Origin of the sequence: Curtobacterium ammoniigenes NBRC 101786 (genome assembly GCF_001571045.1) — a bacterium.
GTDB classification, from domain to species: Bacteria; Actinomycetota; Actinomycetes; order Actinomycetales; family Microbacteriaceae; genus Curtobacterium; species Curtobacterium ammoniigenes.
On sequence record NZ_BCSV01000002.1, the window covers coordinates 15,517 to 35,206 of the forward strand.

22 protein-coding genes are annotated in these 19,690 nt (G+C 69.9%); 5 read left to right on the plus strand and 17 right to left on the minus strand.

All coding sequences use genetic code 11. The features are described from left to right. Nucleotides 1–10: 10 nt before the first annotated feature. The 15 genes from CAM01S_RS03780 to CAM01S_RS03850 all read right to left on the minus strand — a co-directional run bounded on the left by CAM01S_RS03780 (nt 11) and on the right by CAM01S_RS03850 (nt 12,340). The gene (locus CAM01S_RS03780; protein WP_066516843.1) at nt 11–454 is read right to left on the minus strand and encodes a flagellar hook capping FlgD N-terminal domain-containing protein; all 444 of its coding nucleotides are present in this window, start codon (nt 452–454) and stop codon (nt 11–13) included. 17 nt (nt 455–471) lie between these two features. Next, a complete protein-coding gene (locus CAM01S_RS03785; RefSeq protein WP_157071400.1) occupies nt 472–2,079 on the minus strand; it encodes a flagellar hook-length control protein FliK in 1,608 nt (535 codons plus the stop codon). Continuing rightward, nucleotides 2,076–2,978, minus strand: a complete 903-nt coding sequence (locus CAM01S_RS03790) for a C40 family peptidase (RefSeq protein WP_066516849.1) — start codon at nt 2,976–2,978, stop codon at nt 2,076–2,078. Before CAM01S_RS03790 ends, CAM01S_RS03785 begins: the two co-directional genes overlap by 4 nt. Further along, nucleotides 2,975–3,403 carry a flagellar FliJ family protein gene (locus CAM01S_RS03795; RefSeq protein WP_066516851.1) on the minus strand — a complete coding sequence of 143 codons (429 nt, stop codon included), beginning with the start codon at nt 3,401–3,403 and terminating at the stop codon, nt 2,975–2,977. Before CAM01S_RS03795 ends, CAM01S_RS03790 begins: the two co-directional genes overlap by 4 nt. After that, nucleotides 3,400–4,728 carry a FliI/YscN family ATPase gene (locus CAM01S_RS03800; RefSeq protein WP_066516855.1) on the minus strand — a complete coding sequence of 443 codons (1,329 nt, stop codon included), beginning with the start codon at nt 4,726–4,728 and terminating at the stop codon, nt 3,400–3,402. Before CAM01S_RS03800 ends, CAM01S_RS03795 begins: the two co-directional genes overlap by 4 nt. Further along, complete coding sequence (locus CAM01S_RS03805; protein WP_066516857.1) at nt 4,725–5,321, minus strand: FliH/SctL family protein; 597 nt, start codon at nt 5,319–5,321, stop codon at nt 4,725–4,727. The genes CAM01S_RS03800 and CAM01S_RS03805 overlap by 4 nt, the downstream gene beginning before the upstream one ends. Beyond that, complete coding sequence (gene fliG, locus CAM01S_RS03810) at nt 5,311–6,333, minus strand: flagellar motor switch protein FliG (protein ID WP_281176673.1); 1,023 nt, start codon at nt 6,331–6,333, stop codon at nt 5,311–5,313. The genes CAM01S_RS03805 and fliG overlap by 11 nt, the downstream gene beginning before the upstream one ends. Beyond that, nucleotides 6,330–7,961 (minus strand): flagellar basal-body MS-ring/collar protein FliF, encoded by a 1,632-nt coding sequence (gene fliF, locus CAM01S_RS03815; RefSeq protein WP_245631527.1) that lies wholly within the window; start codon nt 7,959–7,961, stop codon nt 6,330–6,332. The genes fliG and fliF overlap by 4 nt, the downstream gene beginning before the upstream one ends. Next, a complete protein-coding gene (gene fliE / locus CAM01S_RS03820; protein ID WP_066516859.1) occupies nt 7,961–8,290 on the minus strand; it encodes a flagellar hook-basal body complex protein FliE in 330 nt (109 codons plus the stop codon). The genes fliF and fliE overlap by 1 nt, the downstream gene beginning before the upstream one ends. Then, on the minus strand, nt 8,287–8,682 hold the full coding sequence (locus CAM01S_RS03825) for a flagellar basal body rod protein FlgC (RefSeq protein ID WP_066516861.1): 396 nt from the start codon (nt 8,680–8,682) through the stop codon (nt 8,287–8,289). The genes fliE and CAM01S_RS03825 overlap by 4 nt, the downstream gene beginning before the upstream one ends. A gap of 2 nt (nt 8,683–8,684) precedes the next feature. Beyond that, nucleotides 8,685–9,035 carry a flagellar basal body rod protein FlgB gene (locus CAM01S_RS03830; RefSeq protein ID WP_066516863.1) on the minus strand — a complete coding sequence of 117 codons (351 nt, stop codon included), beginning with the start codon at nt 9,033–9,035 and terminating at the stop codon, nt 8,685–8,687. A gap of 107 nt (nt 9,036–9,142) precedes the next feature. Continuing rightward, on the minus strand, nt 9,143–9,433 hold the full coding sequence (locus CAM01S_RS03835; protein WP_066516866.1) for a hypothetical protein: 291 nt from the start codon (nt 9,431–9,433) through the stop codon (nt 9,143–9,145). After that, on the minus strand, nt 9,426–9,845 hold the full coding sequence (fliS, locus tag CAM01S_RS03840; RefSeq protein WP_066516868.1) for a flagellar export chaperone FliS: 420 nt from the start codon (nt 9,843–9,845) through the stop codon (nt 9,426–9,428). The genes CAM01S_RS03835 and fliS overlap by 8 nt, the downstream gene beginning before the upstream one ends. Nucleotides 9,846–9,945: 100 nt before the next feature. Further along, a complete protein-coding gene (gene fliD / locus CAM01S_RS03845; RefSeq protein WP_066516869.1) occupies nt 9,946–11,403 on the minus strand; it encodes a flagellar filament capping protein FliD in 1,458 nt (485 codons plus the stop codon). A 100-nt stretch (nt 11,404–11,503) separates the two neighbouring features. Next, nucleotides 11,504–12,340 carry a flagellin N-terminal helical domain-containing protein gene (locus CAM01S_RS03850; RefSeq protein WP_066516874.1) on the minus strand — a complete coding sequence of 279 codons (837 nt, stop codon included), beginning with the start codon at nt 12,338–12,340 and terminating at the stop codon, nt 11,504–11,506. Between the two features lie 235 nt (nt 12,341–12,575). Between CAM01S_RS03850 and flgN the strand changes: the two genes are divergently transcribed. From flgN to CAM01S_RS03875, 5 genes are all read left to right on the plus strand, one after another. Then, nucleotides 12,576–13,058, plus strand: a complete 483-nt coding sequence (gene flgN, locus CAM01S_RS03855) for a flagellar export chaperone FlgN (protein ID WP_066516878.1) — start codon at nt 12,576–12,578, stop codon at nt 13,056–13,058. A 52-nt stretch (nt 13,059–13,110) separates the two neighbouring features. Then, nucleotides 13,111–14,550, plus strand: coding sequence for a flagellar hook-associated protein FlgK (gene flgK / locus CAM01S_RS03860; protein WP_066516880.1), 1,440 nt, complete (start codon nt 13,111–13,113; stop codon nt 14,548–14,550). A gap of 14 nt (nt 14,551–14,564) precedes the next feature. Next, nucleotides 14,565–15,437, plus strand: coding sequence for a flagellar hook-associated protein FlgL (gene flgL, locus CAM01S_RS03865; protein WP_169795826.1), 873 nt, complete (start codon nt 14,565–14,567; stop codon nt 15,435–15,437). After that, a complete protein-coding gene (locus CAM01S_RS03870; protein WP_066516884.1) occupies nt 15,434–15,787 on the plus strand; it encodes a flagellar assembly protein FliW in 354 nt (117 codons plus the stop codon). Before flgL ends, CAM01S_RS03870 begins: the two co-directional genes overlap by 4 nt. A gap of 159 nt (nt 15,788–15,946) precedes the next feature. Continuing rightward, the gene (locus CAM01S_RS03875) at nt 15,947–16,462 is read left to right on the plus strand and encodes a hypothetical protein (RefSeq protein WP_066516886.1); all 516 of its coding nucleotides are present in this window, start codon (nt 15,947–15,949) and stop codon (nt 16,460–16,462) included. Between the two features lie 83 nt (nt 16,463–16,545). Here the strand turns inward: CAM01S_RS03875 and CAM01S_RS03880 are convergent, their stop codons facing one another. Then, nucleotides 16,546–17,226, minus strand: coding sequence for an SGNH/GDSL hydrolase family protein (locus CAM01S_RS03880; protein WP_066516887.1), 681 nt, complete (start codon nt 17,224–17,226; stop codon nt 16,546–16,548). A 101-nt stretch (nt 17,227–17,327) separates the two neighbouring features. Beyond that, nucleotides 17,328–19,592, minus strand: coding sequence for a glycoside hydrolase family 3 N-terminal domain-containing protein (locus CAM01S_RS03885; protein WP_066516888.1), 2,265 nt, complete (start codon nt 19,590–19,592; stop codon nt 17,328–17,330). Nucleotides 19,593–19,690: the final 98 nt, after the last annotated feature.

A 19,690-nucleotide genomic window follows, 5' to 3' on the forward strand; every position in this document is an offset into this window, starting at 1 on the left:
GACCGGAGCGTCAGGCGCTCGGGGTCTGGGTGACGCCGAGAACGCCCGAGAGCGCGACGGTGGTTCCGTTGACGGACACGGTCGGTGACGAACCGGAGAACGACGCGCCGGTGACGATGCCGCTTGCGGCGGCGCCGCTGGTGTCCGTGTAGCTGATGGTCTTGCCGATCAGGTCCGCGGCTGCTGCCTGCGCCTGGTAGGTGAGCGCTGAGCTCGATGTCGACTGCATCGACGTCATCTCCTGCATCATGCCGAGCTCGGTGGTCTGCTGAACCATCTGCGACGAGTCCATCGGCTGGCTCGGGTCCTGGTTCTGCAGCTGTGCGACGAGGAGCTGCATGAAGTCGGAGGCGGTCATGCTGTTCTGACTCGCGTTCGCCGCGGCGGTCGCGGCGGTCGCCGGCACGGCGGGGATCACCGGCACGGTCTGCGCGGTCGGGGTGATGGCGGTCATCGGGGGCTCCGTTTCAATCAGAGGACGATGTCGAGCGCGTGGGTCGAGCGCGCGGGGCGGACGGGGGGCGGTGCGGTCGGCGAAGCCGACGCATCGCGAGCAGCCGATGTCCTCGGCACAGCAGGCGTCGGTCCTGCATCGCGACCGCCGGATCCGCGGGCACCGGCGCCGGCGTCAGACAGGTCTCGGTCGGCGACGGAGACGGTCGCGTTCGGTGCAGCCGCGCTCGCATCGCGCCGGAGGCTGTCGAGGACCTGGTGGAGCGCCTCCCGCCCGGCGTCGGTCGGCGCCGAGAGATCGATGCGAACGGAGGCGTCGTCGATGGCGGCGTGCACGGTGACGGGGCCGAGTGCCTCCGGAGCGACACGGATGACGATCGTGTGCTCGCCGGCCGGGGCGTGCACGAGGGTCAGCATCGGCTGGACGATCTGCTGCTGCAGCGGCATCGGCGCTGACGGCGGCAGCATCGCAGCGGCACCCGGAAGCGGCGCAGCGGGAGCCCCCGCGGGCGTCACGATCGCGATACTCGCCGCCGTGACGGAGGCGCTGGTCACCCCGGACGAGGCTTGTTCCGACCCCGGATCATTCCGTTGACCCTGCACCGGCGCGGCGCCGTCCGATCCGACACGCGCGATCGATGAGGCGCTCGGCTCTCGTGGCGTGCTGCGGTCGTTCGCAGTGCTCGGTTCGTTCGCGCTCGTGAGGAGGCTCGTGCCGCCGAGGGCGCTCGAGCCGGGGACGGTGTTCGGCGCGATGGGGGCGTTCGTGGGGGCAGGGGCGGTTGGGGCGGCGGGAACGGTTTGGGCAGTGTTGGTGCTCGCAGCGGTGCGGGAGCGCGCGTCGGGGCCGGTGCGGCCGTCGGGGCCGGTGCGGCCGTCGCTCCGCGCCCCGACTTCGACTGCGGAGGTGGTCGTCGCCGCCGTCCAGGTGGTTCCGCTGAGAGCCGTCGGGGCTCCGCCGCTCGGGGTCGGGGGTTGCCGCGCTGCATCGGTCGTCGGGTTCACGAGGCCGACCGCGGGCGCCGAGGGCGCGGATGCTCCTCCTGCCGGCCTCGTCGTTTGCCCGGGCGGAAGCGGCCCCGCGCCAGCACCCGTCGCGATGCCGGTCGACGTCGAGGCCGAGAAGTCAGTTCCGGCGACGGCGGCGGTCGAAGTAGTACCCGGCAGCGCGCGCGCGTCGCCGGAGGCCACCGCTGTCGCGGCGCCGGAAGCACCTCGCTCGTATGTCGACGACGTCTGGGCATTCGCGCCGAATGCGTCGACCGCGACCGCGGCGCTGATCGGCATGGCGATGGCGATCAGGTCGTTCGGGCCGGAACCAGGCACAGCCGTTGCACTCTCGGCGCTGCCATCGCGACCGGCGCTTGGCGAGTGCTCGTGGCCTCGACGCAGGGCGTGGGTGTGATCCGCCGCCGAGTGGCGGGTGCTGCTCGACGCCTGGGATGGCGCCTCTGCGGGCTGGTCGAGTGCCGCCGCGAGCGCATCGGTGAACCCAGCCGAGCCTCCCGATCCGGCAGCGCCGGATGCTCCCCCGGACAGGCCCTGCGGTCGTGCCACTGCACCAGAGCGTTCCGGCCTTGCGCCACCGGACGGCGTTCCGGCGCGACCGGCGATGAGGGCGCTCATGCGAGCCCCGTGAGCAGCCCGGCGAGCGAGGAAGTCGTTGCGGTTCCGCTCCCCGTCGAACCGAGGAGCGACGTCAGACCAGCGCCGCCTCCGGCTCCGAGGAGCGACGTCAGCCCGGAACCGCCTCCGGCAGCGAGGAGCGCCGCGAGCTCCGCGAGGCCGCTCGACCCGACCCCCGAGCCGGCCGCTGAGCTGCCCAGCAGGGGATCGAGGAGCGCTGCCGTCGAGGCCGCGCCGACGCCGGGAGACACGGTGGTCGGCGGAACAGCGGCTGCCGGTTGCGCGGCGCTCGATGGAACGATGCGACGGATTGTGACGACGTTCGACGGGGAGATCCAGTTGTTCATCTCCTCGACCGAGCCGCCGGGCTTCGGGGCCTGGATGATCTTGCCGTTGCCCGCGTAGATGACGATGTGTCCGCCGCCGTTGCAGACGATGAGGTCGCCGGGCTGCGCGTCTGCGAGCGATGGGACGACCTCGCCGACGGAACCCTGGCCTCCGACAAGACGCGGCACGGAGATCCCGAGGTCCTTATACACACGTTGCACGAGCCCCGAGCAGTCGAGGCCTGCGCTCGTGGTGCCGCCGAACACGTACGGCACGCCGATGTACTTCTGCGCATCGGCGACGACGTCCGCTCCGGTGACACCGTTGTTGACGAGCTGGCCGGCGACGGCGGTGGTCGGCGTGCCGGTCGCGGCTCCGAGTGCGGCCGCGAACGCGGTACCGGAACTCGTCGCGCCGGACGTGCCCGTTGCCGCCGTGACCGCCGGGGTCCTGGAGGCGGAGCCGGCGGCGGCCGTGCTCGCCGCTGTCTGAGACGGCGAGAACGGGTCGGACAGCTCGACGATCTGGGATTCGATCTGCTGCATGCGGCTGACCGCGTCGATGAAGCTCATCGGTGTCCTTCCGTTCCCGGGCGCCAGCGTGTGGTCGCGACCTCGTCGAGCACCGCCTGCTCGTCCTTGCGTTCCTGCTGCGCCGCGGCAGCCGCATGCCGCTCCTGCAGCTTCTCGAGGACACGGGCGTCGGTCCGCGCGGCGCCGTATGCGGCCTGCGCGTCGCTGCGTTCGGTCTCGATGCGTCCGCGGAGCGCCGCGAGGTCGGCGAGCATGATCTGCGCGTTCGAGCGCGCAGCCGTCACCGCCGCGAGCACGGCGCCATCCGCGTGGGACGGGTCGGCATCGGCCAGGGAGGCGCGGATCCGGTGCGTCCGGAGGCGCACGTCCTCCGCGTGCCGGTTCGCGTCGGCGAGGTCGGCAGCAGCGAGCTGCTCCTGGAGACGACGAACGCGGAGCAGCCCGGCGAGGCGGAACGGCTTCATGCGGCTGCCCCGAACTGCTCGGTCACGGTGTGCAGGGCGTGCCATGCGTCTGCGGCGGTGGTGCGCTCGTCGATGCGTTGGCGGAGGAACGCGTCGATCGCCCGTTCCGCCCGGAGTGCCGCGTCGACCCGGGCGTTCGCGCCGGTCCGGTAGGCGCCGACGTCGATGAGGTCCTGCGCGCTGCGTCGTGCGGCGAGCACGGCGCGGAGCGCGGTCGCGTCGTCGCGCTGCTCCGGCGCGGTGACCTTCGAGGCGAGCCGCGACACGGAGCCGAGCACGTCGATGGCCGGGAAGTGTCCGGTGACAGCGAGCGCACGATCGAGCACAACGTGCCCGTCGAGGATCGACCGGGCTGCGTCGGCGATCGGCTCGTTGTGGTCGTCGCCGTCGACGAGCACGGTGTAGATCCCCGTGATGGAGCCGCTCGGCCCGGTCCCGGCGCGTTCGAGGAGCCGCGCCAGCGTCGAGAAGGTCGACGGCGGGTACCCGCGGGTTGCCGGCGGCTCTCCCGCGGAGAGGCCGATCTCGCGCTGCGCCATCGCGACGCGGGTGAGCGAATCCATCATGAGCAGCACGTTGGCACTGCGGTCGCGATGCCACTCGGCGATCCGGGTCGCGAGCATGGCCGCCCGGAGCCGCATGAGCGCGGGCTCGTCCGACGTCGCAACGACGACGACCGACCGGGCGAGGCCGGCGGCACCGAGGTCGTCTTCGATGAACTCGCGCACCTCGCGACCTCGCTCGCCGATCAGGGCGATGACGGACACCTCGGCTTCGGTGCCGCGCGCGATCATCGACAGCAGCGAGGATTTGCCGACGCCGGACCCGGCGAAGAGCCCGATGCGCTGTCCCTGTCCGACGGTCACGAGCGTGTCGAGCACGCGGACGCCGAGCTGGAGCGGATGCGCGATACGGGCGCGATCCATCGGGTTCGGGGCGCTGTTGTCGACGCCCACGGTCTCGCTGGCTCCGAGGGGGCCGCGCCCGTCGATGGGGCGGCCGAGGCCGTCGATGATGCGGCCGAGCAGACTCGGACCCACCGGGATGGCGGGCGGGATGAGCGCACGACGTGCGGGGGTGCCGGCGGGGTGGGCGGCGCCTCCCGTGAGTGCCATGCAGCTGACGGTGCCGGGCCGGGTCGCGACGATCTGCGCGACGGTCGCGGTCGGTCCCTCGCCGATGGTGACGAGATCGCCGACGGATCCGGGCAGGCCGACGACATCGACGGTGAGGCCCACGGTGGCGCTCACGGCGCCGACGCGCTGCGGTGCTGCGGCACGAAGCGCGGCCGCGAACCGGGTCTCGTCGAGCAGCGGCGTGCTCATGCGTCCTCCCCGGCGAGCGCGGTGCGGGCGCGGTCGAGCGCTGCGCTGAGCCGCAGGTCGAGCCAGCCGTCGCGGAGTTCGGCGATCGCGTCGCCCGGCTCGAGGGTCGCGTCGGGCAGGAGGCGCGTGGTCGGTTCGAGCGGCTGCGGGAGCGCCTGCAGGTCGGCCGGGTGCAGTCGCACGGCAACGAGCTCGTCGCGCGGGGCGGCCGCCATCGCGCGCCGGAGGGCGTCCACCGCACGGGCGTGACCGCCGGTGACTTCTCGCTGGAGGATCGTCTCGGCAAGGTGCAGGCCGACGCCGATGATCGACTCCTCGACCTCGTCGACGAGTGGGAGCGAGAGCGCCTGCACGCGGGCGATCGCCGCGTCGAGCACGGCGAGCGTCCGCTGCAGCCGAGCATCCGCGTCCGCGAGCGCGGCCTGATGGGCGGCGGCGCGGTGCCGTTCGGCGTCGGCCGCCTGTTCGCCGGCGCGGCGCATCCCGTCGACGTACCCGGCCGCGTAGCCGCGTGCTTGCGCGGTGCGGGCTCCGGCCGGCTCGCTCGCGGCGAGCGCCGGGTAGACCACCGGGGTGAACGCGTCAGTCGACATATTGGTCCTCGTCGGAGCGCTGCACGGTGATCTTGCCCTCCGTCGCGAGGTCACGGATGGCCCGGACGATCTCGGAACGCGCCTCTTCGACCCGCGACAATCGGACGGCGCCGAGAACGGCCGCTTCCTCGTCGAGCGCTTCGATGTTGCGCTCCGACAGGTTCGCGCGGATCACCTCGCGGGTCGGCTCCGGCGCCCCCTTCATGGCGAGGGCGAGCGTTGCGACGTCGACACCGCGGAGCACCTGCTGCACGTCGCGGGCTTCGAGCTTCACGATGTCGGTGAAGGTGAGCATGCGGGATCGCACCTCGGCGGCGAGCTCCGGGTCGCGCTCGTCGAGCTCCTCGAGGAGGGCCCGCTCCGCGGCGACGCTCGAACGGTTGATGATGTCGACGAGCGGTTGGACCCCACCGATCGCGGTGCGCTGGTCGGTCGGCGCGACGACGGATCCCGCACGCGATCGAAGCGTCTCCGCGACGACGCGTGTGGCTTCGGGGCTGACGGTCCCCATGGTGGCGATGCACTGCGCGACGTCGGTGCGCGCCTCCGGTTTCAGCGCGGCGAGCACGCGCGATGCCTGCTCGGTGCGAAGGTGTGCGAGCACGACGGCGACGGTCTGCGGCAATTCCCCGTCGAGGAGCAGCGCGACCTGCGCCGGGTCGGCCTCGTCCAGGAACTCGAACGCGCGACCGGCCATCGATGAGGCGACACGCGACATGACGCCGGCGGCCCGCTCGGACCCGAAGGAGGCTTCGAGCAGTCCGATGGCGGCGTTGCGTCCGCCGTGCGTCCGGGGTTCCGCCCGGGTGGCGAGGGCGTGGAACTCCTCGAGCGCCGCTTCGGCCTGTCGGCGGTCGACCCGCTGCAGGGCGATGATCTCGGCGGCGATCTCTTCGGACTCGGCCTCGCTGAACTGCTGCATGACCTGGGCGGCGGCGGCCTGGTCGAGGTTCATGAGGACGAGCGCGGCTTTTTGCGCGCCGGTGAGCGTGGCGGGCTGTGTACCGATCACGATGCGGGCTGCCGATCATCCATGAGCGCCAGCAGGAAGTCGGCGGCGCGGCGCGGGTCGTTGACCGCGAGCTGCTCGATCTCGGCCTTCCGCTGGCCGGCGGCGAGCGTGCTGGGCTCCGGCGGGGTTGCGGCCGCACCGACGGCGCCGGCCGCGGGGGGCGCCGCGGTGAGCGGGCTCGCTGCGGGCGTGGCGGTGAGCGTCATGAGCGGCACGGTCGGGTCGTCGAAGAGTCCGATCGGTTCTTCCTCGACGACGGCCCGGCGTCGGCGGACCATCACGATCGCGGCGACGAGGCCGGCGATGATCGCGAGGGCGATGACACCGTCGCGGATCCACGACGTGAGCTGCGCCTGCTGCGCCTGCGCGTTGGCGGCGGCGAGCGCCTGCTTCGCGGCGACCGCGTTCGCCTGCGAGAAGCTCACGAACTGGACGCCGACGGCGTCGCCGCGCTGCGTGCTTGCGCCCGCGGCGTTGGCGACCATCGACTGGATCTGGTTCATGCTGACGCCCGCCTTCCGCGCCGCGGCCGTGTCGACCGCGACGGACACGGTCTGGCGTTGGACACTGCCCGCGGGGATCTGCTGGGTGGTGCTCGTCTTGTTGATGACGTTGTCGCTCGTGCTGCTGTCGGAGCTGTAGGTGCCGTTGCCGCCGTTGCTCGACGCGGTGTTCGATGCGCCGTTCGTGGTGGCGCTGGTGCCGAGCACGCCGGATGCGGTCCCCGCGCCGGTTCCCGTGTACGTCTCCTTCTGGGTGGTGGAGCTGGAGACGGGCGCCCCGGTCGGAATCGAGTACTGGTCGGTGGTCTTGGTGGAGCTCGAGTTGTCCATCAGCGCGTTGACGACGACGGTCGAGTTGCCGGTACCGAGCACCTTGTCGAGCATCGACTGCACGCTCGTCTCGACGGCGGTGTCGTACGCCTTGGCCTGATCGTCCGTGCCCGCGGCGAAGGTGGTACCGGCGGTGGAGAGCACGTTGCCGGCAGCGTCGATCACCGACACGTCGGACGGCTTCATGCCGACCGTGGACGCGGAGACGAGGTGCACGATCGCCTGCACCTGCGAGCCGGAGAGCGTGGTGCCGGGTGTCTCGGCGACGAACACGCTCGCGGTCGGGTCCTGGGTCGAGTCGGTGAACACGGTGGGCTGCGGGATCGCGAGCTTCACGGACGACGTCTTGACCCCGTCCATCGCGTCGATGGTGTTCGCGAGCTCCCCTTCCATCGCCCGCTTATACGTCACGGTCTGCTGGAAGTCGGAGGTCGTGACGCCCATGGTGTTCAGCAGCGAGTAGCCCTGATTCGTCGCCGATGGGAGGTTCGCGGCGGCCGCCTTCATGCGCTCCTGGTAGACCTGCGCCTGCGGCACGAGGATCGTCGCCCCGCCGTCGGTGAGCTGGTACGGCACGTTGTCGGAGTGCAGCTGGTCGGTGATCGCCTGCGCGTCGGTGGGCGAGATCCCGCTGAACAGCGGAACATACTGCGGCCGCGTCAGCCAGCTGGTGAGGCCGACACCGCCGAGCACGAGCACGAGCACGCCGAGCACCGCGAGGGTCTTCTGCGCGAAGGAGAACCCGGCGATCGTCGTCCCGATGCGCCGGAACATGCCGAGGAGCGCGGGGGGCACTACGAGCCCATCCGCATGATCTCGTTGAACGCGTCAACCGCTTGGTTGCGGAGCGTCGACGCGAGCTGCACGGCGGTCTGCACGCGGGCCGCAGCGACGGTGGCGTCCTGGATGTCGTTGAGGTTCCCGGTCACGGCGCCGACGTTCGCGGCGTCGGACGCGCTCTGCATCTGCTGGAGGCTGTCGATCGCACCGGTGAGTGTCGCTGCGAAGCCGCTGCCGGAGGCGCCGGTCGCGCCGGCCGCGCCGGTCGCGCTGGTCGTCGCCGTTGTCGGCACGGCGCCCGCCAGTTGTCCGAGGGAGATGCCGCTGATGGCCGGGATGCTCATGCCTTCGCTCCGATCTGGAGGGCGGACTGGTACATGCTCTGCGCGCTCGTGATCGCGTTCGCGTTCGCCTGGTACGCGCGCTGTGCCTCGATGAGGTCGGTCATCTGCGTCGACATGTCGATCGTCGGCTGCTTGACGTACCCCTGGGCGTTGGCGACGGGGTTCGTCGGGTCGTACACGAGCTGCCCCGCTGCGGATCCGTAGACGACGGAGCCGGGCGAGACACCGTCGGTGCCGGCGTTCGCGGTCGCCTGGACGAACCGCTCCTGGAAGGCGGGGCTGTTCGGCGACGCGGTGTCGTTGATGTTCGACAGGTTGTCGCTGATCGCGTTCAGCCAGGTCTGGTTGAGCACCATGCCGGTGCTGGAGATGCCGATGGCGTCGTAGCTCATGGTCAGTTCACCGTCGCGGCGCTGCGGAGCTCGTTGAGCTGCTCGGTGATCGCCTGCGAGGCGACCTGGAACTTCAGTCCGTTCGAGATCTCGGCGCTGGTCTCCTGCTGCAGGGACACGTTGTTGCCGTTGAGGTTCGTCGGGTCCAGGCTCGGCGTCGGGGCAAATGCCGACGAGGGCAGTGCGCCGCTTCCGGCGGCGACGGATCGCGCGAGGACATCGGCGAAGTCGACCTCTTGCGCCTGATAGTTCGGCGTGTTCACGTTCGCGATGTTGTTGGAGATCGCGCGCTGCGCGGCGGCGAACCCGTCGAGCGCGGACGACATCGCGTTCATCGTCACGGAATCGAGCACAAGACACCCCTGATGGCTTGAACAAGTCGGGGCCGATCCATGGCCGTCAGACGAGCGATCCCTGCTCAATTGCGCTTATCGGCAGCGCCCACCGTTTGGTAAGTGCGTCAGCTGATCAGATCGACGTAGACGGGAGGCGCGGCCTGCGTCTGCGGCGTTCCCGCGTCGTCCAGCGCGCGCAACTGCTCGCGGAGCGCCGTCTCCCGCTTCCGGAGCAGCGCGATCGCCCGGGCTTGCGCGACGACGACAACCGCAGCGCGACCCGCGAGCTCGACAGGCAGGCCGATGCCGGCGACCGGTGTGTGCTCGATCGGGCCGAGTGGTGCGTCACCGGCGGCGTCGTGCGCCCGCCGCTCGAACTCGTCGAGCATCGCATGCCACCGGAAGTCGTCAGACAACCGCGACCACCTCGGCGTCGGCGGCGCGTTCGTCGGCCGCGGCCGCAGCCAGCGAATCGGCGGCCTGGTGCCACGCCTCCCGGAGCGGTTCCATGAGCGCGATCGCTTCGATGACGAGCTGCACATCACGGTTCACTCGGACGTGGATGAGTGCGTTCGACACGTAGATGTACAGCCCGAGAAGGCCTTCTGCGCCGTCCCAGATGTCGAGGCGGAGCGATCCGGCGAGCGTGCTGATGATCTCGACGGCGTGCGAGAGCCGGTAGTCCGCGACATCGAACTGCTCGCCGTCGAGCGCGTCCTTCGCGCAGGTCAGGTCGACGATCAGCCGGTCGTAGAGCATGGTGAGCAGCCGTGACGGCGATGCGGACAGGATCGCGTTGTCCCGGTACATCTGTGCAGCCGATGGCATGTGCGTTCCTCGGTTCCTTGGTGGTTCGGTAGGCGGGCGACGCGAGCGGGCGACGCGGACGGGAGGCTTGGGCTGGGTCGGTCACGCGCCTCCAGACCGGCTATCCGCCGCTGGTCGTCGACGGGTACAGCGCGTTGATCTGCTGCGTGAGGTACGACTGCTCGGACTGCAGCTGGCCGAGCGTGGTGACGAGGGCCGTGTACTGGGCTTGCAGGAACTTCCGCTTCGTGGCGAGCACGGTGGTCCAGTTCGCGACCGACGACTGGTCGTTGGAGATCTGCGTCTGCTTCGACGCGATCGACGTGGTGATGGAGCCGGTGACCGGGTCGGACGCCTCGGCGCTGGCGGTCTGCACGCGTGACGCGATCTGCTGGATCGCGGCGACGGTTCCGGCGGGGTCGGCGGCGAGCGCGCTCTGGAACGTCGTCTGATCGAACGTGAGCGAGCCGTCCTGGTTGAGCGTGATGCCGTATTTCGACGGAGACACGGTCCCGGTGGCGCCGAGCGGATCCGCGACGGCGCTCTGCAGGCTCTGGTAGACGCCCTGAATGAGCAGGTTGCCGGTGAACGGGCCCGGCGTGTTCGTCGTCGTCCCGTCCGTGTTGGAGGTCGTTGCCACGGCCGACTGCTGGGTCACGTACTGCAGGAGCGTGTTCACCCCGGAGACGAGCGACGATGCCGCGCTCGTGATGTTCGCGGTGTCCATCGTCGACGTGAGGGTGACCGGCGCGCTCGTCGGAGCGCTGACCGTCACGGTGATGCCCTGGACGAGGTTCGTGAACGTGTTCGTCGACGAGGTCGTGGTCTGCGCGGCCGCGGTGCCCGGCCAGAGCGTGACGCTCGCGTCCTGCGCCGTGCTGATCGTCGCGGCGCCCGGCTGGGCCAGCATGTTCGTCGCGGTGCCCGCGCTGTACGCCGAGCTCGTTCCGGCGTCCACCTGGAATGCGGCGGCGGCGCCTGTCTGCGCCGAGGTGAGCTGCAGCCGGTACAGCGCGTTGCCGGACGAATCGGTGCCCGCCGCGACGACGGCGGCGTTCACACCGAGGCCGGATCCGTTGATGGCGCTCGCCACGTCGGCCATGCTCGTGGAGGCCGCGGTGATCTGCGTCGCCGTTCCGGTCGAGTCGACGATCGTGATTGCGCCGCTCGAGTCCGGCCACGTCGCCATCGCGGCGGTGACGGAGACCTGCGACTGCGCGGTCTGCGTGACCTGCATCGCAAAGCTCGTCGGCGACGCTGCGGTCGTGGCGGTGGCGCTGACGGACGGATCCGTGCTCGCGACGCTGAGCAGGTTCAGCCCGTTCGTCGCAGCGTCGCCGGCGGCGCTCGTCTGCAGCGCCTGCAGCGTCGTGTTCATGTTCTGGAACGCCTTGAGCGCGGTCTGCTCGGAGGCGACCTGCGACTCGAGGACGGTCTGCGGGATCGACGCGGCGGTCATGAGCGCGTTGACGAGCGCGGTCGGGTCGAGGTTGTTCACCAGGTTCGACACCGTGACCTGACCGTTGCTGCCGACGGACAGCGTCGGCAGCGTCGATGACGTGGGACTCACCATGCTCATGCGTGCGGCTCCGATCCGGACAGCGGCGAGACGAAGAATGTCGGTGGAGGCGACGGCGGGGTGGCCGATCGACGATCAGCCACCCCGCCGCGCATCGCGATCAGCCCTGCAGGATCTTCAGGATGAGCTGGCTCTGCTGGTTGGCCTGCGACAGCATCGCGGTGCCGGCCTGCATGAGCACGCTCTCCTTGCTGTACTTCGCCATCTCGGACGCCATGTCGGTGTCCGCGATCTGCGAGTTCGCCGCGGTGAGGTTCTGCGAGTTGACGGCGATGCTCTGCGCCGTCGACTGCAGCACGTTCTGCGTGGAACCAAGGGTGGCCTGCGCCGTCGAGACGGTCTGGATCTGCGTCTGGATGGCCGTGATCGACGCCTGCGCGTCGGTCGCGTTGTCGAACTTCAGACCGCTGACCGCGGTGGCGATCGAGGTGACGTTCGCCGAGCCGAGGTCCAGCGAGACCGTGTCCGTCGCCGAGGAGCCGACCTGGAAGTTGAGGGCGGCAGTGCCGGTGGCGGAACCGTCGAGCAGCTTGACGCCGTTGAAGTTCGTCGACGACCCGATCTGCGTGAGCTCACCGGCGAGCGCAGTCACCTGCGTCTGGATGTCGGTGCGCGACGCGGTGTTGTTCGTGTCGTTGGCGGCCTGAACGGCGAGGCTGTTGATGGTCTGCAGGATGTTCGACACCTGGCTCAGCGCGCCGGAAGCGGTCTGAATCAGGTTGATGCCGCTTGCCGTGTTCTGGCCAGCCTGCGTGAGACCGCCGATCTGCGCCTGCAGACCCTGCGAGATCGCGAGGCCTGCCGGGTTGTCGGCGGCGGTGTTCAGCTGCGAGCCCGACGACAGCTTCGCCATGCTGTCGCTCAGTGCCGTCTGGTTCGCGTTCAGCGAGTTCGTGACGGTGATCGCGCTGAGGTTGGTGTTGATCGTCATTGCCATGGTGATTCCTCCGTGAATCGTTGATGCGCCGGCCCGTCCATGGGCTGGCAATGGGGTCTATCGGCTGGTGCGCGCGGTCCGTAAGCGGCGTTCGGAAATTGATGTCTCGCCTCCCGGCAGGCTTACGAATTGCTGTGGCCCACCGATAGGGGTAGCCGAGGCACCGGAGCGGTCGCCGATGAATCGACACCGAGCGCGTCAAGCGGCACGGGCCATGGATGGGATGTGACAAGCGGTGGGCGCCAACGAACTGTCGAATGAGCTCTGGCGCCAGCGTGAGCTGTTGGAGCTGCTGCTCTACAAGTACGAGGTGGAGCAGCTGCTGCTCGCGTCGGGCAAGGCGCGCTGGCTCCCCCATGTCACGCGGGAGGCCGAGGCGATCGCCGTGCGGTTGAAGGCCGCGACGCTCTCCGTCGGCGTCGCGACGTCGGCGCTGGCCGAGGAATGGGGGCTGAGCGGCGACCTGCGGCTTCGCGACGTGATCGCCGGGGCCCCAGGCGCCTGGCAGGGCATCTTCGCATCGCACCTGGACGCGCTCCTCTCGCTCACAACCGAGATCCGGTCAATTCGCGGCGGGAACGACCGCCTGATCCGCAGCGCGCTGCGGGCGACGCAGGACGCCTTCGATGCGGTTGCGGAGCCGCCGACCGTCTACACGTCCGAGGGAACCGCTGCGTCGACGCCGACGCGAGCGCGCCTCGTGGACGCCAATCTCTGATCGCCGCATCGCGAACCACGCAACGACGAGCTGACGAGAGAACAGGACGACGATGGCCCCGAACATGATCGGTGACCTGAACACGGCGTACTCCGGTCTGTCCGCTGCGCAGACCGGGATCGAGGTCACCGGGCAGAACATCGCGAACGCCGGAACCGCCGGATATGTGCGCGAGACCGTCGACCTGCAGGCCGCCGCCGGAGCCGCGCAAACCGGGCTCGTCACGACGGCGACCGGCAACGCCACTGTCGGGCAAGGCGTCGCTGTGACGCAGATCGCCGGGCTCGGGTCGGCACTGCTCGATGCGCAGGCGCGCACGAGCTCGGCGACCGCCGCCTACAGCGGTGCCCGCGCGTCAGCGCTGTCGCAGATCGAGTCGACGCTCAGCGAGCCCGGCTCGTCCGGCCTGTCCGCCCGGTTGACGACGTTCTGGGCCGCATGGCAAGACGTCTCCAACCAGCCGGGTGCTGCAGCGCCGGTGAGCGCGCTGCTCGGCCAGGCGCAGACCGTGGTGCAGCAGATCGCCGGCGACTACCAGTCGTTGCAGCAGCAGTGGTCCGGAACCCGCGAGGCCGTGAGCACCGCGGTGACGCAGCTCAACACCGATGCCTCGCAGGTGGCGCAACTGAACGGGCAGATCCGCGCGATCGCAGCGAGCGGCGGAAACGTCAACGAACTGGTCGGGCAACGGAACGCCGCGCTCAACGACCTCGCGACGCTCACCGGCGCATCGGTCACCGAGAACGCGGACCACACGGTCTCGGTGACGATCGGCGGCGACATGCTCGTGCAGGGCACCGTCGCCCGGCCCGCCACGGTAGCCGGTGCGACGACGCTCGACGGCGCCGCGGGCGCCCCCGTGTCGGTGCAGTGGAGCAACCAGGGCACCCCGGTTGCGATCGGCTCCGGCTCGATCGCGGCGAACCTGTCGCTGCTCGCTCCCGCGAACGCGGCCGGCAACGGCGGCGTGATCGCGGAGACCGCGGCGAACCTGAACAGCCTCGCCACGAGTCTGGCGACGCAGGTGAACGCGATCAGCACGACGGGAGCGACGCCGTCTGGCGCGACCGGCGTGTCGTTCTTCGGCCTCGCGAGCAGCGGCCCGCCCGCGCTCGGACTCTCCGTCATCCCGACGAACGCCTCCGGCGTGGCGGTGGGCGCGGTCGGTGCCGGGGCCGCAGACGGATCGGTCGCCGATGCGATCAGCCAGATCGGCGCCTCCCCGGGGTCACCGGATGCCGGATGGTCGGCGGGTGTCGTGGCGCTCGGCGCGCAGAGCAAGAGTGCCGCCGACCAGTCGACGCTCGACCAGGCCGCGCAGACCGCCGCGACCACAGCGCAGGCGTCGCAGGAGTCGGTCAGCCTCGACGAGGAGAACATGAACCTCATCGCCTACCAGCACGCCTACGAGGGATCGGCCCGCGTCATGACCGCGATCGACTCGATGCTCGATCAGCTGATCAACCACACCGGACTCGTCGGACTGGGGTGACCATGAGCTTCCGTGTGACCAATTCGATGCAGCTCGCCGCGGCGCAGCAGAACATCCAGTCGAGCGCGGCGCGCTTGTATCAACTCGATCAGGAGGCGTCGACCGGCATCGCGATCAGCAAACCGTCCGACGACCCCGCCGGTACGGCGCAGCTGCTCCAGATCCAGCAGACCCTCGCCCGGAACACGCAGTACCAGCGGAACGCCGCCGACGGCACCGCCTGGCTCTCGACCGCGGGCGGCGCACTGTCGTCCGCGAACACCGCGCTGACGCAGCTGCGCGACCTGGTGGTGCAGGCGGCGAACACGGCGACGGCGAGCCCGACCTCCCAGCAGGCCGCGGCGCAGCAGATGCAGGCCATCAAACAGACGCTGCTGTCGCTCGCGAACACGCAGTATCAGGGTCGCAGCGTGTTCGCCGGAACCTCGGATGCGTCGGCGGCGTTCACGGCGTCGTACGCGTTCACGGGAACCGCTGGAAGCTCGGTGCAGCGACGGGTCGGGACCGACTCGACGGTCCGCGTCGATGTCGACGGTTCGAGCGTGTTCGGCAGCGGAGGCTCGTCGATCTTCTCGCTCATCGACTCGCTGAGCGCGGCGGTCACGAGCGGCGGGAATGTCGGCAGTCAGCTCGGCGCGATCGACACCTATCTGACGAACGTGCAGAACGCCGAGTCGACCGTCGGCACGGCGCAGAACCAGATGACCGCGGCGACCACGGCGCTGACGAATCAGTCGACCCAGTTGCAGGCGTCGCAGACCGGGCTGCAGGATGTCGACAGTGCACAAGTGATTCTCGAGATGCAGACGCAGCAGGTGGCGTACCAGACTGCCCTCGCCGTGACCGCGAAAAGCATCCAGCCGACCCTGATGGACTACTTGAAATGACCACGCTGACGTTCCGCGAGCCGCTCGCCGGCCTCGAGCCGCACATCGAGTACGACTTCGCACCGCTCGCCGGGGCGATCGACACCTACACGCTGCGCGCGCACGAACAGCCGCTGCTCCGCCTGTTCGTCGTCGGTGCGGCGACGTACATGCCGGACTACGCGCCGGACCTGCCCGGCACGGAGCTGCCGCAGGCGCGAGTGTTTCTCGTCGTGACGCCGAGCGCGGCCGGCGTGACCGCCAACCTGCTCGCGCCGATCCTGATCGATGAGACCGCGGGTGCCGCGGCACAGGTGATCGTGGCCGACGACCTGGGCGCGATCCAGGTGCCGCTGCGGAAGAGCGCCTAGGGCTTTTCTGGGCGTTTCCCGCTCGCTTGGTGCAAGATTCTGGTTTCTTTCTTGTGCGTGGACGCTACGCTCGGTGCACCGCGCCTCCTTTCCCGAGGCTCTGGTCGGCCCCCACCACGCTGACTGAGCCGGAGTGCCGTACCTGGAACGGACCTTGCAATGACCCATCGCGAAGCGAACGAGTTGGCGGCGCAGTTGTGGCGGCTCCGTGAGCTGCTCGAGACGCTGCTGTTCAAGTACGACGAGCAGTTGCTGCTCCTCGGGGCTGGGCGTGCGCGGTGGGCGTCGCGCGGTGCGCGGGAGATCGAGATCGTGGCGGAGCAGTTGCACGATTGCCGGCTCGCGACGTCGGTGACGATGGGCGGCGCGGGCGCGGCATGGCAGTTGCCGGAGGCGGCGACGCTTCGCGCGCTCGCGATGGGGGCGCCGGGTGTGTGGCGTGAGATCCTCACGGATCATTTCGAGGCGCTGCTGGGCTTGATCGCCGAGGTCGAGACGATGGACGCCGAGTGGGGTGCTCGCGCGGGCGCGGGCGGGTACGGCGGTGGCGCTGATCCGCGTGCAGCGGCCCGGGACGGCTCGGCGAGCGCGGATGGAGCCCAGATGCCGACCGTGAACGCGGTTGCCCGACCGGGCGTGTATTCGGCGCAGGTTGCGGAGCTCATCGGCATCTGAACGGGCCGCGCCGCGTCCTGCTGGGCACCGCCGCGCCGTGCCGGGCAGCGCCGCGCCGGGACGGGCCGGGCCGGGGCGGGCCGTTAGAGGTTGATTCCTGCGCGCTGGAGCGCGGCGATGATTGCGGCGGCGAGGACGCGTTGGCCTGCGGCTGTGGGGTGTTCGTGGTCGCTCTGCATGAGGCCGGGGGTGCCGCGGAGCGGTTGGCCGATGTCGATGTATGTGCCCTTGACTTCTCTGAGGGCGTCGCGGAGTTCCTCGGAGCTGTAGGTCACTTCGGTGGGCGCGGTGCCGGGTTGGTCCCACAGGGTGTTGAAGCCGACGATTGTGGCGTGCGGGAGGGCTCGGCGGAGTTCAACGAGGGTGGCGTCGGTGGCTGCGGTGAGTTTGGCGGGCGATTGGCCGAGGTCGTTGTCGGACGACTGGATGATGACGAGTTGCGGTTTGGTCGCTTCGGCTTTCGCGATGAGCCCTCGGAAGTCGGTTCCGCAGGTGCCGCCGGCGATGAATCCTGCGCCGCTGCAGCCGAGGTTGGTCACGGTGGCGTCGCGCTCGTCGCCGATGACCGCAGGCCATGCTTCGGACGGGTCGAGGTTGAGGCCGGCCATGATCGAGTCGCCGATGGTGACGACCCGGGATGGGTGGATCCCTGTGCCCTCGGACGTTGCGCGCGGGGTAACGAAGATGCACGCGATGACCACTGACGCGACGATGATGACGATCGGTGTGGTGATGCGGAGGACCGCGAACGCGCGCGAGCGCATGTGCATCCTTTCCGACCGGACCCCATTCGATTGTTCCGCATGCTGGTGCGCCCGGTTCGATCCCAACGTGGGAGTTCTCGAAGAACCGGCTTTGCCCAGGATCAGCGTTCGACGGTGAACTCGGTGTGTGCCGTCGCGTCGGCGCTGCCGCCGACCCAGACGTCGAATTGGCTGGCGTCGGTGACCCAGTCGCGCGTCGCGGCGCTCCAGTATCGGCGGGCCTCGGCGCCGATCGTGAACGTCACGGTCTCGGTGGCACCGGCCGCGATCTGCACGCGCTGGAATCCGACGAGCTGCCGAAGTGGCCGCGAGGAGGTGCCGAACCGCTGGTGCAGGTAGAGCTGCGCGGTTTCGGTGCCGTCACGGTCGCCGACGTTCGTGATGTCGACGGTCACCGTCACGGCGCCGTCGAGCGGGATCGGGCTGTGGTCGACGCGCGGCGTGCCGTATTCGAAGTGGGTGTAGGTGAGGCCGTGTCCGAACGGGTAGAGCGGGGTGCTCGCAACGTCCCAGTACCGGCGCCCCTGATCGTTCGGTGCGTGCGAGCGGGTCACGGCGTGGTGCATCGGTACCTGCCCGACGTTCCGCGGCCACGTGAACGGGAGCTTCCCGGTGGGGGCGGTATCGCCGAAGAGCAGACGTGCGACGGCCTCACCCCCTCGGGTTCCGGGGTACCAGGCCTGGAGGATCGCGGGGACGTGCTCCGCGACCCAGCGGATGTCGAGCGGACGCCCGCTCATGAGGACGACGACGACAGGCGTGCCGGTGGCGACCACAGCCTCCAGCAGGCGGAGCTGATCGCCGGGGAGTGACAGGTCGGAGCGGGAGGCGCTCTCGCCGATCATGTCCTGCTGCTCGCCGATGACGACGATCGCGAAGTCCGCTTGGGTCGCTGTGTCGACGGCGTGCTGCAGCGCGGAGTCGGCGTCGAACCCGCTGGGGTCCTTCGGGCTGCCGTCGCCCCACATGTCGAACATCGAGGGGAAGGTCCGAGTCGGCCGCGGCACACCCTGCGCGACGGTGACCTCGGCAATGCCCTGGAGGCGCGCCCGGATTCCATCGGCGATCGTCACCGTCTCGTCGCCGTCGTACGCGAACACCCATGGGCCGATCGTGTCGCGGGCGGAGTCGGCGAGGGGGCCGATCACCGCAACGGTGTTCACCGACTCCGCGTGCAGCGGGAGGACCCCGTTGTCGTTGCGGAGAAGCACCGCGGCACCTTCGGCTGCCGCCCGAGCGACGGCACGGTGGGCGGGATCTGTGAGCACCTGCTCGGCGGTGTCGACGTCGACGAACGGGTCGTCGAACAGCCCGAGTTGCTCTTTGACGGTGAGGATCCGGCGCACGGCCTCGTCGAGGCGCGCGGTGTCGACTCGTCCGGCCGCGACGGCGTCGACCAGATGTGCGAACGCGGGCTCGAAGATCGCCATCTCCATGTCGACACCCGCGGTGATCGCCCGAACGGCGGCGTCCGCAGGGTCGGCGGCGAAATGGTGGGTCTCGAGGTCTTTTGCGGCATTCGCATCGGTGACGACGAACCCGTCGAACCCGAGCGCGTCGCGGAGTACGTCCGTCAGCAGCCAGGCGTTCCCGGTGGCCGGGACGCCGTTGAGATCCATGTACGCGGACATGATGTTGGCTGCGCCGGCTTCGACAGCGGCCCGGAACGGCGGCAGGTACGTGTTCCAGAACTCCTGGTCGGACAGGTCGACCTCGTCGTAGTCACGGCCGCCGAGCGCGGCTCCGTATCCGGCGAAGTGCTTCGGCCCGGCGAGGATGTGGTCAGGCGCACCGATGTGATCGCCTTGGAAACCGCGAACCTGCGCAGCCGCGACGACGGCACCGAGATAGGGGTCCTCCCCAGCGCCTTCGACGATCCGACCCCATCGTGGATCGCGAGCAATGTCGACCATCGGGGCGAATGCCCAGTGGATGCCGACGGCGCGCGCCTCTCGCGCGGCAACGGACTGCGCCTGGGTGATGAGGTCAGGATTCCAACTGGCCGCGAGTGCGATCGGCACGGGGAAGATGGTCCGGAAGCCGTGGATCACATCGAACCCGAAGATCACCGGAATGCGATGCGCACTGCCGTCGATCGCGAGCTGCTGCAGCCGATTGTTCTCAGCCGGGTCCGTCACGAAGAGCAGCGACCCGACGGCACCGCGCGCGAGCGCGCCTTCAACCATGCGCGGCTGCTGCGCGATCTCGGAATCGGCACCGGCGACGGACGCCGGACCGCCGAAGTAGAACAGCTGCGTCAGCTGCCCGACCTTTTCCTCGACGCTCATGGCCGCGAGCAGTCGCTCGACCCGCTCGGACGGACCGGCCGACGCATGGGCGTGCTCTTGTGGGGTGCTCTCGGTCATCGGGTTCCTCTCGCGCAGCGGACGTCTCATTCTCGACCCCGGCCCGGTCCGTGGGAACGCGCGAGCGAATACGGTGGACGAATCGCCCTTCCACAACG